16 protein-coding genes are annotated in these 15,512 nt (G+C 44.3%); 9 read left to right on the top strand and 7 right to left on the bottom strand.

Annotation, left to right across the window (positions count from 1 at the left end):
* The first annotated feature begins 16 nt into the window (after positions 1–16).
* The 6 genes from hpf (at position 17) to ACK5MF_RS04255 (ending at position 5,490) form a co-directional block, all read left to right on the top strand.
* Positions 17–304: a ribosome hibernation promoting factor gene (gene hpf / locus ACK5MF_RS04280; RefSeq protein WP_416919692.1), complete on the top strand. Its 288-nt coding sequence runs from the start codon at positions 17–19 to the stop codon at positions 302–304.
* A gap of 2 nt (positions 305–306) precedes the next feature.
* Entirely contained in the window at positions 307–789 is a 483-nt protein-coding gene (ptsN, locus tag ACK5MF_RS04275) for a PTS IIA-like nitrogen regulatory protein PtsN (RefSeq protein ID WP_416919690.1), read from the top strand.
* A 10-nt stretch (positions 790–799) separates the two neighbouring features.
* Positions 800–1,660 carry an RNase adapter RapZ gene (gene rapZ, locus ACK5MF_RS04270; RefSeq protein ID WP_416919688.1) on the top strand — a complete coding sequence of 287 codons (861 nt, stop codon included), beginning with the start codon at positions 800–802 and terminating at the stop codon, positions 1,658–1,660.
* Positions 1,661–1,670: 10 nt separating this feature from the next.
* Complete coding sequence (locus ACK5MF_RS04265) at positions 1,671–1,949, top strand: HPr family phosphocarrier protein (protein WP_416919686.1); 279 nt, start codon at positions 1,671–1,673, stop codon at positions 1,947–1,949.
* Between the two features lie 114 nt (positions 1,950–2,063).
* Positions 2,064–3,419, top strand: a complete 1,356-nt coding sequence (gene mgtE, locus ACK5MF_RS04260; RefSeq protein ID WP_416919684.1) for a magnesium transporter — start codon at positions 2,064–2,066, stop codon at positions 3,417–3,419.
* A gap of 157 nt (positions 3,420–3,576) precedes the next feature.
* Entirely contained in the window at positions 3,577–5,490 is a 1,914-nt protein-coding gene (locus ACK5MF_RS04255) for a methyl-accepting chemotaxis protein (RefSeq protein ID WP_416919682.1), read from the top strand.
* Between the two features lie 69 nt (positions 5,491–5,559).
* Here the strand turns inward: ACK5MF_RS04255 and pmbA are convergent, their stop codons facing one another.
* Complete coding sequence (pmbA, locus tag ACK5MF_RS04250; RefSeq protein WP_416919680.1) at positions 5,560–6,903, bottom strand: metalloprotease PmbA; 1,344 nt, start codon at positions 6,901–6,903, stop codon at positions 5,560–5,562.
* Between the two features lie 120 nt (positions 6,904–7,023).
* Between pmbA and yjgA the strand changes: the two genes are divergently transcribed.
* The gene (gene yjgA, locus ACK5MF_RS04245) at positions 7,024–7,554 is read left to right on the top strand and encodes a ribosome biogenesis factor YjgA (RefSeq protein WP_416919678.1); all 531 of its coding nucleotides are present in this window, start codon (positions 7,024–7,026) and stop codon (positions 7,552–7,554) included.
* 76 nt (positions 7,555–7,630) lie between these two features.
* Here yjgA and thiQ read toward each other — a convergent pair whose 3' ends face one another.
* From thiQ to mpl, 5 genes are all read right to left on the bottom strand, one after another.
* On the bottom strand, positions 7,631–8,335 hold the full coding sequence (gene thiQ, locus ACK5MF_RS04240; RefSeq protein WP_416919676.1) for a thiamine ABC transporter ATP-binding protein: 705 nt from the start codon (positions 8,333–8,335) through the stop codon (positions 7,631–7,633).
* Complete coding sequence (gene thiP / locus ACK5MF_RS04235; RefSeq protein WP_416919674.1) at positions 8,329–9,927, bottom strand: thiamine/thiamine pyrophosphate ABC transporter permease ThiP; 1,599 nt, start codon at positions 9,925–9,927, stop codon at positions 8,329–8,331. The genes thiQ and thiP overlap by 7 nt, the downstream gene beginning before the upstream one ends.
* Before the next feature lie 27 nt (positions 9,928–9,954).
* Complete coding sequence (thiB, locus tag ACK5MF_RS04230; protein WP_416919768.1) at positions 9,955–10,956, bottom strand: thiamine ABC transporter substrate binding subunit; 1,002 nt, start codon at positions 10,954–10,956, stop codon at positions 9,955–9,957.
* A 243-nt stretch (positions 10,957–11,199) separates the two neighbouring features.
* Positions 11,200–11,820: a flavin prenyltransferase UbiX gene (locus ACK5MF_RS04225; protein WP_416919672.1), complete on the bottom strand. Its 621-nt coding sequence runs from the start codon at positions 11,818–11,820 to the stop codon at positions 11,200–11,202.
* Between the two features lie 5 nt (positions 11,821–11,825).
* Positions 11,826–13,193 carry a UDP-N-acetylmuramate:L-alanyl-gamma-D-glutamyl-meso-diaminopimelate ligase gene (gene mpl / locus ACK5MF_RS04220; RefSeq protein ID WP_416919670.1) on the bottom strand — a complete coding sequence of 456 codons (1,368 nt, stop codon included), beginning with the start codon at positions 13,191–13,193 and terminating at the stop codon, positions 11,826–11,828.
* Positions 13,194–13,452: 259 nt separating this feature from the next.
* On the opposite strand from mpl, the gene fbp reads away from it, so the two are divergent.
* Positions 13,453–14,463: a class 1 fructose-bisphosphatase gene (gene fbp, locus ACK5MF_RS04215; protein WP_416919668.1), complete on the top strand. Its 1,011-nt coding sequence runs from the start codon at positions 13,453–13,455 to the stop codon at positions 14,461–14,463.
* Between the two features lie 226 nt (positions 14,464–14,689).
* Positions 14,690–15,220 (top strand): inorganic diphosphatase, encoded by a 531-nt coding sequence (gene ppa / locus ACK5MF_RS04210; protein WP_416919666.1) that lies wholly within the window; start codon positions 14,690–14,692, stop codon positions 15,218–15,220.
* 106 nt (positions 15,221–15,326) lie between these two features.
* On the opposite strand, the gene ACK5MF_RS04205 is transcribed toward ppa, so the two are convergent.
* On the bottom strand, positions 15,327–15,512 hold a 186-nt coding region (locus ACK5MF_RS04205), incomplete at its 5' end, for an IS3 family transposase (protein ID WP_416919664.1).

Raw genomic sequence — 15,512 nt, 5'->3', positions numbered from 1 at the left:
CAGAGAAGGAAAGTCTATGCAAATCAATATCCAAGGCCATCACATTGATCTTACCGATTCAATGCAAGACTATGTTCACTCCAAATTCGAAAAACTAGAACGCTTTTTTGATCATATAAACAGCATTCAGGTGATTTTACGTGTTGAAAAATTACACCAGATAGCCGAAGCTACGCTCCACATAAACCAAGGAGAGATCCACGCCACTGCGGATGATGAAAACATGTACGCAGCAATTGATGGCCTGGTGGATAAACTCGTTAGACAACTCAACAAGCATAAAGAAAAGCTAAGTAGCCATTAATCATGCAATTAAGCGAAGTACTTTCATTGAGCTGCACAAAGAGTGCAGTTCAATGCTCTAGTAAGAAAAGAGCCCTCGAAATCATCAGCGAAATCGCTGCAGAATACACCGGTCAAAATGCCACAGAACTCTTCGAATGCATGCTCAGTCGTGAAAAGATGGGCAGTACAGGTATTGGTAATGGTATCGCCATCCCACATGCACGAATGACATCAAGTGACAACGCTGTCGCGGTGCTAATTCAATGTGAAGAGCCAATAGAATTTGATTCTATCGATAACCGCCCTGTTGACCTTCTATTTGCCCTCCTCGTTCCAGAAGAACAATGTAAAGAGCATTTGAAAACGCTGTCTTGCATGGCGGAACGCTTGAACGACAAACAGACACTAAAGCAGCTTCGCAATGCACAAAGCGACCAAGAGCTATACGACATCATGGTTCAACCGCCAATAGCTCAAGAGTCAATAGTCCAAGAACCACAATAAGATACACCTTATGCGTTTAATCGTTGTTAGTGGTCAATCTGGTGCGGGTAAAAGTGTTGCGCTAAGAGTTTTGGAAGACTTAGGTTACTACTGTGTTGATAACTTGCCCGTAGTACTGCTGGATTCATTTGTCCAGTCAGTGCAAGGTAGCAAGCAAAACGTTGCGGTAAGTATTGATATTCGAAATCTGCCAAAGGAACCGACGCTGGTTGAAGATATCCTTCAACAGCTCAAACAAAACAACGATGTGAGTGTGCTGTTTCTTGATGCAAGTAAAGAAACGCTGCTCAAGCGCTATAGCGAAACCCGCCGTATTCATCCTCTTTCGCTCAGTGACAAAAAGCCAACCTTAGAACAAGCTATTGAGTTGGAAAAACGCTTGTTGGAACCACTAAAAGAACAAGCAGACCTGTTGCTCGACAGTACAGGAAAGTCACTGCATGATTTGAGCGAAACGGTGAGGATGCGCATCGAAGGCCGGGAGCGTAAAAACTTAGTGATGGTATTTGAATCCTTTGGCTTCAAATATGGCTTACCAAGCGATGCAGACTACGTATTTGATGTGCGCTTTTTACCTAATCCACATTGGCAACCTGAACTGCGTCCTCTAACAGGGTTAGATGCACCGATTAAATCTTTTTTAGAGAGCCATAATGAAGTGATTGAGCTAAAACAGCAGATCCAGCACTTTTTTGAACAATGGTTGCCGCTACTGGAGAAGAATAATCGTAGCTATCTCACTATCGCTATCGGTTGCACTGGTGGCAAACACCGTTCGGTTTATCTCACCCAACAGTTAGGTGAGTACTTTGCGTTATTGGGCCACCAAGTACAAATTCGCCATACTTCACTAGAAAAAAATCACTCGTAGAGGATGCCCTATGCCGCAAGCTAGTCGTACTGTACTTATCCAAAATCGCCTTGGTCTGCATGCACGAGCGGCAGTGAAACTGGTGGAATTAGCTCAATCGTTTGATGCTGTGCTGACGATTCAAAGTCAGGAAGGCAAAGAAGCCACTGCAGATAGCGTCATGGGGTTACTGATGCTGGAATCGGCACAGGGTCAAAATGTAACTATTTCAGCGCAAGGCTCCCAAGCCGAGCAGGCTCTAGATGCCGCCTGTCATCTTATTGAAGATAAATTCGACGAAGACGAATAACCCTCATAGATAAAAATAAATAATTAACGTTTACTCGCAAGTTACTATTAAACAGGACTTAAAATTACGTTACTATTCTGCGCATTGTAAGTATTCACTCATGAGGAGGAAGCCATGGCCGAGCAAATCGAGTTTGACCAAGCACATAACACCCTCCAGGAAATCACAGAAGCATTAGAAAATGGTCGCTTCGTCCATGTCCGCAGACAACTGCAAGACATGGAGCCGGAAGACATTGCTCACCTACTTGAAGCCTCGCCTCGCAAAGCACGTAATGTATTGTGGCAACTGACCGATCCTGAAGATTACGGTGAGATTCTTGATGAACTAAACGAAGACGTCAAAGATGCTTTAGTGTCAAAAATGGCACCAGAGAAATTGGCAGAAGCGACAGAAGGTATGGACACAGACGATGTGGCCTACGTTCTACGTAGCTTACCTGACGATCTTTCCCGTGAAGTTTTGGCGCAAATGGATGCGGCGGATCGTCACCGCGTCGAAACCGCGCTCTCCTATCCCGAAGATACTGCGGGCGGCTTAATGAATACCGACGTTATCACCATTCGTGGTGATGTCGACGTCGATGTTGTTTTGCGTTATTTGAGAATGAAAGGCGAGTTACCAGAAGCAACGGACGCGCTTTATGTTATTGATGAAGAGAGCCGTTTGATTGGTCATTTGTCATTAACGGCACTGATAACAGCCCAAGTGGATGTGTCTGTCAGCGATATTATGGACGATGCTGACGAAGCCATTAAAGTGGATGCCAAAGATTCCGACGTCGCGAGCCTATTCGAACGTCGTAACTGGATTTCTGCCCCTGTCGTCGATGAAAACCAACACTTGGTCGGCCGTATCACTATCGATGACGTGGTTGATGTTATCCGTGAAGACGCTGAGCACTCAATGATGAGCATGGCGGGTATGGACGACGATGAAGATACCTTCGCACCTGTGGTTAAATCAGCACGTAAACGCAGTATTTGGCTAGGTGCAAACGTGTTGGCTGCTCTCGCCGCTGCATCGGTATCCAACATGTTCGAGGCAACTCTTGATCAAATGGCAGCGATTGCTGTCTTGATGACGATTGTCCCTTCTATGGGTGGTGTAGCAGGAAACCAGACAGTAGCACTGGTTATCCGCGGTTTAGCTTTAGGTCACATCGGTGACAGTAACAAACGCGAATTGCTACTCAAAGAAGCGGCGATTGGCTTTTTAAACGGTATTCTCTGGGCGCTGATCATCGGTGCGATTGTTGTTGTATGGAAAGGCGAATGGATGTTAGGCGGCATTATCTCTGCCGCTATGATGACCAACCTCTTCGTAGCGGGGGTTGCCGGTGTAATGATTCCGGTTATTTTAAAGAAAATGAATATTGACCCAGCTCTGGCTGGCGGTATGGCACTAACAACTATTACTGATGTGGTGGGCTTATCGGTCTTTTTAGGTTTAGCTACCCTGTTTATTTAAATAAGTACAACTTAAGGTAAGAAATAAAGAAAAAATATGTAGTAAAAATAAAAGACAAACCCGTAAGGCAATTCTGATAATGTTAATGGTATATTGTACCCTAATCTAACAATACGTTAGATTAGGGTATATAATTACAACCAGAGGCGTTCCAGTAATGTCATCGCTACTTACCCGCTTAAGTGTCCAGAAAAAACTATTCACTCCTGTGATACTGTTAATTACACTATTAGTTATCATCGCAAGCTTTTATATTCAAATAAAAGGGACAATGGAAGTCACTCAAGCTGAATTAAAACAAAATCAAGAAATTGTTGATGACATTTCTCAGCTTAGATTTAATACCGAACACTTTATTACATCAAAATCCGAAATTGGTGATTTAGTCCAACGATATGAATCACTGATTGAAAAATCCAATTCATCTAAAGAAATTAAACAAGATAATTTATCTGATACTATTAATGAAACTAAAAATCTAGTGATCAATATTGATGCTTTATTTAAAATGAATAATACTATTTTAAATAAATCTGAAGCGCTATTTTCTAGTTCAATCAAACATTCTAACGAATTTCTTTTTGCACTTTTTTCCCGCCTAGCAAAAAATGAAGATATTTATGATATCTCTGATTATGAATTGCAAGTAATGGGCAGCGCATTAACCAATACAAATAATAATTATCAAGTTTGGGTTTTGTTTCTAAATCTTACTAAAGATTTAAAACATGAAAAAGAAATCATGAATTTCTTAAATGTGCTAGAACAAGAAAGTGATAAGGCTATCCAAAAGCTACAGGGTTCACCGGCACTAAAGTTGGCACAAGCAGCCAAAGAGGCGAATACTACCCTAAAAAATCTTTCTGTCGAATTTATTAATAACCAAAAGAAAGTTATAGCATTAAATGAGAAAATTACTAACAACTTAAATTTATTATCTAAAGATATTAAGAAAAGTAATAGTGATAATTTATTGAGTTCTTTTATTTTTATTGATAAAAGTGTACTTAATATTATTTTATTAACGGCTGCTTTCATTTTTATTATTATTCTGCTTACCGTTATCTTTGCTTCATCAATTTCAAAACCGATTAAAGCTCTCGGAAGCCATGTGGGTGAACTGGGTGAAAAAGGCGGTGACCTGACATTCAGAATTAACATGCAGCGAGAAGATGAGATTGGCACGTTGGCACAAGGGATCAATGGTTTTATTGGCTCACTACACAGCATTTTTAAAACCATAGTCGAAAATAGCGATACGGTTGAACAACAAGCACAACATTCAGCACAGTTGAATGAAAAGGCCAGTACCGCGCTTGTCTCTCAGCTAGAAGAAAACGAACGAGTGGTCGAATCGTTAAGCCAAATGGAGTTAGCCATCAGCGAAATTGCCGATAACGCTAGTCAGGCGGCTCAATTAGTCAACAAAACGGTGACACACACGGATACCGTACACGATGTACTGGAAACCATGCTCACCAATATCAACTCGGTCACCGATGATTTAGATCATGCCACCAGTGAAATGTCGTCATTGGTACAAGATTCGCAGGATATCGGTTCGATTTTGGAGGTTATCCGCGGAATTTCCGAACAAACGAATCTCTTAGCACTCAATGCTGCCATTGAAGCCGCCCGAGCAGGTGAGCAGGGACGAGGTTTTGCGGTTGTTGCCGACGAAGTCCGTTCACTAGCGCAAAGAACGCAAAATTCAACCGAAGAGATCGATAGGATGATCACCAACCTACAGGCATCTTCTCACCGCGTCTCTGATGTCATTGTTCGCGGTAATAACCGGGTGCAAAAAACCAATGAACAAAGCCAGGAAGTCAAAGCCTGTATCAATGATATTTCACAATTGATCAGTGATATTTCGGCACTCAATATGACCATTGCCAGCGCCGTTGAAGAACAGAGCAGCGTAGCACAAGTCGTTAATGGTTCAATGAACGATATCAACAAGATTTCCATGGAAAGTCATGAGGTCGCAAAATCTGCCCATGAAATGGCGCTGATCCAATTGGAATCATTGCAGAAGTTGCAGGTGCTAATCAGTCGATTTAAGGTGTGATAAGCCTGCTGAATTAATCGCAAAAAAAGGCGAAACACGGGTTACCGTTTTCGCCTTTTTTATTTCGGCTTATTCACCGGCCACTTTCATCGACTCAAGCAAAATAGAACCCGTCTGGATTTGCGAACGCGTTTCTACATCGCTACCCACCGCAACAATTTGCTTGAACATCTCTTGCAGATTGCCAGCAATAGTAATTTCAGAAACAGGGTATTGAATCACGCCGTTTTCAACCCAGAAACCAGCAGCACCACGAGAATAGTCGCCCGTAACAATATTCACGCCTTGCCCCATCACTTCTGTCACTAGCAGACCGGTACCAAGCTCTTTCAGCATTTGCGCAAAATTCTGCCCGGTCGATTTGACAAAGCAGTTGTGAATGCCACCGGCATGACCTGTGGGTGTCATACCCATTTTTCTCGCCGCATAGCTGGTGAGAAGGTAAGTTGAAAGTACACCATCAGTAATGATTTCGGTATCAACGGTTCTCACCCCTTCACTGTCAAACGGACTCGACGCAAGGCCGCGTAAGATATGAGGGCGCTCTGAAACGTTAAACCAACTTGGTAAAATCTGTTTGCCGAGATGGTCCAGTAAAAATGATGACTTACGGTATAAGTTACCGCCACTGATTGCCATAACTAGGTGTCCTAACAAACCTGTTGCGACATCGGCGGCAAACATGACAGGAAATTTGCCCGTTTTTAGTTTTTGCGCATCCAGTCGGCTTACGGTTTTCTCTGCCGCTTCTTTGCCCACTAATTCAGGCGCCCATAAGTCATCACAATGACGCGCGACCGTGTAGCTATAATCGCGTTCCATCTCGCCATTTTTGCCTTCACCAATCACGCAACAACTGATGCTGTGACGGCTGGAGGCATAGCTGGCTAATAAACCGTGGCTGTTGCCATACACTTTCACGCCGTAGTGGCTGTCATAACTTGCGCCATCACTTTGTTTAATTCGAACACTGGCATTGAGTGCGGCTTGTTCAGCAGCAATCGCAATTTGAGCGGCGCTGTCAGGATCAATCGCATTTGGATGGAATAGATCCAAATCGGGGATCTCTTTGACCATCATCTCTTTAGGTGCAGGTCCGGCAAATGGGTCTTCTGACGTGTATTTCGCGATATCCAATGCGGCTAATACCGTTTGTTGAATCGCTGTCTCACTTAGGTCTGAGGTAGAAGCACTACCTTTGCGCTGCCCACGATAGACTGTGATGCCTAAAGCACCATCACTATTAAATTCAACGTTCTCTACTTCACACATACGCGTAGAGACACTTAAGCCGGTGCTCTTTGTAATGGCAACTTCAGCAGCATCTGCACTGGCTGCTGCCATGTCTAACGCTTTAGCAACGGCGGCTTCAAGTTCGGTGCGCTGCATAGCGACTTGCTGTTTTACATCCATATCTCATCCAACTATTGAGCTTTTGAAATAATTACTTAGCTATAGAGTAACAAGAATTTCGCTTTCTCCCCACGATTCTTGCTAAAATAGCTGACATATACACCTCAATAGTTGAAGAAAATGGCACGTAAAAACCAAAAAGCTCCTTGGGAAGAAGAAGAGGAGATCATTTGGGTTAGTAAAACCGAAATGAAAAATGACATGACAGCGCTGCAAAAGCTCGGTGAAGAACTGGTTGGTTTGAAATCATCACAGTTAGCAAAAATCCCGATGCCTGAAGATCTGCTATTAGCGATCAAAGATGCGCAACGTTTCAACATGGAAGCTAGACGTCGTCAACTGCAATACATAGGTAAAATGATGCGGACCATTGATCCTGAGCCAATCCAGGCGGCACTAGACAAGTTACGCAACAAGCACTCACAAAATACGGCGGTATTACACAAACTTGAACAGATGCGTGACCGTATCGTTGAGCAAGGTGATGACGCGATTAACGACGCAATGGAGCTCTATCCAGAGATGGATCGCCAGCGTCTACGTCAACTCGCTCGTCAGGCAAAGAAAGAGAAAGAAAGCAACAAACCACCAAAAGCTTCTCGTGAAATCTTCCAGGTATTAAAAGAGAATAACGACGCTTCTATCTTATAACTTTGTTTACCAAATGAAAGCTTAGCGAATAAAAACCTCACTTTAATATGCCAAATATCCAAGTGAGGTTTTTTTATTATTCACCGGCTCTAACGAAACCACTCAGCAGGGGATGTGGATGTGATGATGACAGTGCCGTAACTTCGTCAAAAACCTGTACTTTCCCCTCTGCCACAAATGCAACATGTGAAGCAATGGCCTTTGCATCACTCAGATGGTGAGTCACCATCACCACCGTAATATGCCGTTCTGTAGCTAAGCGCTTTACCAAACTGAGCATTTCTTCACGTAATAAAGGATCCAACGCAGAGAAAGGCTCATCGAGCAGCCAAATAGGATGAGGTTGCACAAAGCAGCGAGCAAGAGCCACTCTTTGGCGTTGCCCGCCTGAAAGACTTTGTGGCAGACGAGTTAAATACTCATCGACACCCACTTGTTTTGCCGCCACTTCTACCTGTTCTTTTTGCTGAGTGGTCAATTTCAAGCCTGGGTTTAACCCCAATCCTATGTTCTCTCGCACCGTTAAATGGGCAAATAAGTTGTGCTCTTGAAACAACATCGAGAATGGGCGCTGATATGGTTCTTTACCGAGCAGTGACTCTCCTGAAACTTGTATGTCTCCGCTACTAGGTTCGATAAATCCTGCCACTAAACTGAGCAGGGTCGATTTGCCCGCACCACTGGGTCCCATCAAAGAAACAATCGCACCTTGCGGCACATTCAAACAAAATTCAAACCACTCATTTTGGTATTCATAACGTACGTTTTGTAAAACTAACATTCACGACCTCGGGTAGCATGAGTGATAAACAATTTTTCAATCACAGCAAAGCAGCCAACACTGATGACCAGCAATGTCAATGACACAACTGCTGCAGATTCCATTTGATAGCTGCCAAGCAACTGGAACAGATACAGCGGCAGCGTTCGGAAATCCTGGCTGCCAAACAGTGCTATTGCGCTAAGATCGCCCATTGAAAGCAGGAAACTGATAGCAAAAGCATGCGCTATTGGTTTACTCAACGCTTTTCCTTCAATCAAGGTTATGCGATGCCATCCGCGAATGCCTAACGAGGCACAAAGAAACTGATATTGCTGTTCAATGTGCAGCATAGGTTGAGCTAACGTTTTGAGTACATAAGGCAGAGCCATCAAAGCATTGACTGCCACAACGACCCAGAATGCAAAACTGAACGCATCGCTAAAACTACGTAGCAGCAAGAAGAGCCCAGTACTCACCACTACCCCCGGCGTCACCAAAATGATGGTTGCGGTGAGTTCGAGCGTGGTTGCTTTTGTTGTTTGGTAGCGGATGCGCCAAAAACGCGTTGTCGTGAGAATGGCCATCCCAGCCAGCAAAGCAAACAATGAAGTGAGCATCGCCACTTGTACGGATGCTGAAAATGCGTACCAGAATTTGCTATCGGTCAATACGGCATAAGCCTGTGAATTAATGCCGCTCAGCACCACCATCATCAGCGGAGGGACGACAAGCGCAATCACAAACAGTATCCATGCCCAATCCCAGCAACGAACTTTGCATGAATCACGACGAATAAAACCAGAAGTCGCGACATTGCCTGCCGTTACCGCAACAGGCTTCGCCAGTTTCTGAATCGACAAATACAAAATGCTACACAGAATAATCTGCCACAGTGCCAACAGCGCTCCTGCTTGCAGATCGAAATCAAATTTAATCGCTTGGTAAATAGCCAGTTCAATGGTGGTGGATTTCGGTCCGCCCCCCAGAGCCATCACAGTCGCAAAACTGGTGAAACAGAGCATAAACACTAAGCCACAAACGTGTGGCAACTGTTGGCGAATGCGTGGCCATTCTACCCAACGAAATTTATGCCAGTGATTCATACCTAAATGAGCACAAAGCTTATGCTGCTCTTGAGGAATGGATTCCAATGCTTGCAGTAATAAGCGACTCGCATAAGGTAAATTGAAGAAAAAGTGCGCGAGCAATATGCCGTTTAATCCGTAAATGGAAAATGGCAATTTCAGTTCGAACCACCCCAGAACTTCTGCCAATATCCCACTGTTGCCGTATATTGCCAATAGTCCAAACACACCAACTAACACAGGTAGCACAAGTGTGGTTGCGAAGAGTTTAATAAGCAGGTTTCGCCCCCAAAAACGTCTTCGGTATAACGCATGAGCAACCGGAATCGCAAAACCGACGCTCAGCAACATAGAAAGGCTCGCTTGGTAGAAACTAAACTGAGTCACATGACGATAGAACGGATCTTGCCAGATCTGCGCAACGTTCAGGCTCGGTGCATGCAAAAGCAGAGCACAAAGTGCAGAAATGACAAAGGTCGCGACGGCTATCGCGACCCCAATGCCCATTTTAGGAACCGTGTTCAAACTCAATTAGACCTTCAAACTTATCGCTTAGAATGTTAATGCATTTTGCCATTCACGAATCCAGGCTTTACGCTGTTTAGCGACTTCAGTTGCGCTAAAGCTTAACGATTTTTGTGGTACAGATAGAGATTCAAAACCCTCTGGCAATTCAGTATTGATTACTGGGTACATCCAGTTGCCTGTCGCAATTACCGATTGGAAATCATTACTGAGGATAAAACTCATGAATTCATCGGCAAGTTTTTGATGCTGACTGGTTTTCACCTTAGCGGCGATCTCAACCTGCATATAATGGCCTTCTGAGAAGTCAGCCGTTGCAAAACGAGCATCATTTTCCGCAATCAGGTGGTAGGCAGGAGAAGTGGTGTAGGAAAGAACTAAGTCCGACTCGCCTTTCAAGAACATAGAATAAGACTCAGACCAACCTTTAGTCACTGTTACCGTTTTCTTCGCTAAGCTCTTCCAAGCCTCTGTGGCATTATCGCCATAGACAGATTTCATCCACAGCAACAGACCTTGTCCCGGTGTTGAAGTGCGCGGATCTTGATAAATAACTTTCAAATCATCACGGTTTTCAACCAACTCTTTTAGGCTTTTGGGCGGATTCGTCAGTTTCTCTTTGTTGTAGACGAAAGCGAAATAACCATAGTCATATGGCACAAAAGTATCATCGTTCCAGCCATTTGGCACTTGAAGTGATTGGGTATCGACCGAATGTGACGCTAACAAACCGGTTTGTTTCGCCTCAACCAGCAGGTTGTTATCTAAACCCAACACGATGTCTGCTTTGGTTTTATCGCCCTCTAAACGCAGACGGTTCAAAATAGAAACGCCATCCTCCAGCGCAACAAAATTCAAATCGCAGCCACATTGAGCTTCAAAGGCTTTTTCTATCGCAGGTCCGGGGCCCCACTCGGCAGCGAATGAGTCATAGGTGTAGACAGTCAGAGTGTTATCGGCAGCAAAAACTGCACTCGATGATGTGATACTTAATGATAGAGTTGCCAAAGTAATGGCAGAAAATTTGATGTTCAAGGCTCGCTCTCCTCAGAGCTGACAGGCTTGAGGGAGGAGACGAATAATCCGTAATTCGATTAGGCATTCCCAACTCAATTCCTACGCCAGCATTATCTGGTTCAGGTAACTACCATTATTAAAATAATAATGGACTCGGGTCCCAAGCTCAGCTTGATCTCAGCGCTACTCATATGATGAATAGTTAGCCCCCCGTGAGTAAAGAGGATTGTAAATGCAAACGAGTCGATATGCTACTTATATGCGTTGATCATATCCCCAACATGGCACTAAAGTTTGTTCAATAGCTAAATGATCCAAAATACGCGCAACCATGAAATCAATCAGCTCATCGATCGAGAGAGGTTGATGATAGAAACCCGGTGCAGCCGGCATAATGGTGACCCCCATTTGCGACAACTTATGCATGTTTTCCAGATGCAGGGTCGAAAATGGCGTTTCTCGCACCACGAGCAGCAACTGTCCACGCTCTTTCATTACCACATCAGCCGCTCGCTCAATAAGATTATCAGACATGCCGTGCGCAATAGCCGCAACACTGCCGGTTGAACAAGGGCAAACAACCATCTGTTTGGGCGCCGCTGAACCTGATGCCACCGGAGAGAACCAATCCTCTTTGCCACAAACAATCAATTTATCGGCATTACATTGTAGATGTTCAACCAATACGGCTTTCGCAGCGTCAGGGCCGCTAGGCAATTTTAGATATTGCTCAGTGGCCAGCACCACACGCGCAGCAGAGGAGATCAGCAAATACACTGTGTAGTCTGCCGCAAGCAAGCACTGCAACAGGCGTAGACCATAGGGTGCACCTGATGCGCCTGTCCAAGCTAAGGTAATGGTTTTGGTTGGCTTCATATCGTTCAACCTCTTGACTGTTTTGCTTTTAGTGCGCTAAGTAGCTTATCGTGAATACCATTAAATCCACCGTTACTCATCACCAGAATTTGATCTCCGGCTTGTGCTTCAACGCATATCATCGCCACCAAATCATCAATATTATCGCTAACCTGAGCCGGTTGTGCACACTGCTCTGCCACATCGGTCACCGACCAGGGAATGGTCGCGGGTTGGAACAGATAAACCGAATCTGCTGTATGCAGTGATTGAGCGAGCGTTTCTTTGTGTACACCCAGTTTCATTGTCGCTGAACGAGGTTCCAATACTGCAATAATCTTCTTGTCACCCACTTTATTGCGCAGCCCCTCTAAGGTCAGCGCAATGGCTGTTGGATGATGAGCAAAATCATCATACACCGTCACCCCCGCTTCTTCGCCTTTTAGCTCTAAGCGGCGTTTGGTGTTAATAAAATGGCCTAACGCTTCGCACGCCAGATCGGCAGTCACGCCCACATGGCGCGCCGCAGCGACCGCCATCAATGCGTTGCTAACGTTATGATCACCCACTAAATCCCATTTAACGGAACCAACACGTGTGTTTTTAAACAAAACATGGAATTGAGAGCCATCTTTGCTGATTTTTTCTGCTTGCCAGTCCGCATTGTCACCTCTGAACTCAGTTTCACTCCAACAACCACGCTGTAAAACATCTTGTAGAGCTTCATCTTGCAGGGGAGCAAAGATACGACCGTTGCCCGGTACGGTTCTCACTAAATGATGGAATTGACGTTTGATCGCTTCAAGATTATCGAAGATGTCAGCATGATCGAACTCCAGATTATTCATGACCAATGTTCTGGGATGGTAATGAACAAACTTAGAACGCTTATCGAAAAAAGCACTGTCATATTCATCGGCTTCTACAACAAAAAACATGCTGTCGCCTAAACGTGCAGAAATGCCAAAGTTACCCAGCACGCCCCCCACAAGGAAGCCCGGTTGATATCCGCAGTGCTCAAGTATCCAGGTCAACATACTGGATGTGGTGGTTTTGCCGTGTGTCCCTGATACCGCCAGCACCCAACGGTCATGCAGCAAAAATTCTTGTAGCCACTGAGGTCCGGAAACATAGCGCAGGTTGTTGTTTAGTACATATTCAACACATGGGTTTCCTCGGCTCATCGCGTTGCCAACCACCACCAAATCAGGTTTTGGCTCAAATTGAGCGGTATCAAAACCTTCAATAATTTCGATACCTTGTGATTCAAGCATGGTGCTCATTGGTGGATAGACATTGGCATCGCTACCGGTCACTTTGTGACCTAATTGACGCGCTAACATCGCGACGCCACCCATGAAAGTGCCACAAATTCCTAAGATATGAATATGCATAGAGCTCAATCTCTTCACGCTGTACTGTATTGGCTCCCATTATGCTTATTCGTGTGCTAAAAGCGAGCTTCGCAGATCAGAGCAATGTAATTTGTAATAAGTTGACATAAAAAATGAGAACTCAATCAGTTACTTCAGTACCCGTAAAAAGATTAAACACCTAAACTCTTGGCGGGCGCATGTGTCAATGAAGTTCCGTAAGAGAACACCTCACTGCCCCCCTAAAATCCCCCCGAAAATAGAGTGTTAAGGAAATTACATGTCTGAGATGCGCACCCTTGGTGAATTCATTGTTGAGAAACAACATGATTTCCCCCATGCAAGCGGTGAATTATCCTCCTTACTGGCTTCCATTCGTCTTGCCGCGAAGATTGTCAACCGAGAAATCAACAAGGCAGGCCTTGCTGATATTACGGGTGCATCTGGTCAAGATAATGTGCAAGGTGAAGAGCAGCAAAAGCTAGATGTTTACGCTAACGACAAATTTAAAGCAGCGTTAGAAGCGCGTGATCAAGTTTGTGGCGTAGCCAGTGAAGAGGAAGATGAAGCTGTAGCCTTCAATAAGGACCTCAATAAAAATGCGAAATACGTGGTGTTGATGGATCCGTTAGACGGTTCATCAAACATTGATGTTAATGTATCGGTCGGTACGATATTTTCGATTTACCGCCGCATCTCTCCGGTTGGTGGACCTCCAACGGCGGAAGACTTCCTACAACCGGGACATAAGCAAGTGGCCGCAGGTTATGTGATTTACGGTTCTTCAACCATGTTGGTTTACACCACAGGTAACGGTGTCAACGGCTTTACCTACGATCCTTCCATCGGTTCTTTCTGTTTGTCGCACGAGAACATGCGCATTCCTGAAAGCGGTAAGATTTATTCAATTAACGAAGGCAATTACATTCGTTTCCCAACAGGTGTGAAGAAATATATTAAGTTCTGTCAGGAGAATGTGCCTGAAGACTGTCGCCCATACACATCGCGTTATATCGGTTCTCTGGTGTCTGATTTCCACCGTAACCTGTTGAAGGGCGGTATTTACATGTACCCAAGTACCGAGAGCCACCCGAATGGCAAACTGCGCCTTCTATACGAGTGTAACCCAATTGCATTGCTGATGGAGCAGGCTGGCGGTATTGACTCTGATGGTAAGAATCGAATTCTGGATATCAAACCAACCGAGTTACACCAACGTGTACCTTTCTTCTGTGGTAGTCCAAATATGGTTAATAAAGTGGAAGAATTTCTGGCTAACTTCCCAGACTAAAACTGCAAAGCGCCGAATATGGCGCTTTTTAACGTTTGTCTATTTTTAACCTTTATCTCTTTTTAACATTTATCGTTCGCTAAATTTTCGTTCCTTTGCTTGGGAATCGCTGCATTTACGGGTAAACTTTAGCTTTGCTATGCCATGCACCCTGAATACCCATGCCTAGCACCTATAATAATAAATTCTGATTTTTGAAGTCTAGCTAACGAAAAGGAAACCTTTAATGAGCTTAAACAATGTGCCAGCAGGCAAATCTCTTCCAGACGATATCTACGTTATCATCGAAATCCCAGCCAACGCAGATCCAATCAAATACGAAGTAGACAAAGATTCTGGTGCTGTATTCGTAGACCGTTTCATGTCCGCACCAATGTTCTACCCATGTAACTACGGTTACGTGAACCACACTCTATCTCTGGATGGTGATCCAGTAGATGTATTGGTACCAACACCATTCCCTCTCATGCCTGGTTCAGTCATTCGCTGCCGCCCAGTTGGCGTGCTAAAAATGAGCGATGAATCTGGTGAAGACGCAAAAGTGATTGCGGTACCGCATGAGAAGTTGTCTAAAGAATACAACCACATTCAAGATGTGAACGATCTACCTGAGCTTCTAAAAGCACAAATCACTCACTTCTTCGAGCGTTACAAAGATCTTGAGGCAGGCAAATGGGTGAAAGTTGAAGGTTGGGAAGACGCAGCTTCCGCTCGTGAAGAGATCAAAACTTCTTACCAACGCGCTCAACAAAAATAAGCCAATCACACCGATAATAAAAAGCCAGCACTGCTGTCATACCAATCAGTTAAGAGAATCCTCGTTCCCATGCTCTGAAGTGACCCCATAAAGTTGGACATTTCTGTTAAGCGGCTTGCAAGGCCTGATTTCGATATTCTATCGGAGTCAGGCCTTTAAATTTCACCTTAATCCGTTTTGTATTGTAATACTCTATATATTCTTCGATATTTGCAATCAGTTCATCAGCATCAGTGAAGCTTTGACCGTGATACATCTCTGTTTTGAGTAAAGCGAAGAAGTTTTCAGCCAC

Origin of the sequence: Vibrio sp. (assembly GCF_047973365.1) — a bacterium.
In the GTDB taxonomy this organism is placed as follows: Bacteria; Pseudomonadota; Gammaproteobacteria; order Enterobacterales; family Vibrionaceae; genus Vibrio.
The sequence above is the reverse complement of the archived record's forward strand: the minus strand, read 5'-3'. Positions and strand labels throughout refer to the sequence as shown.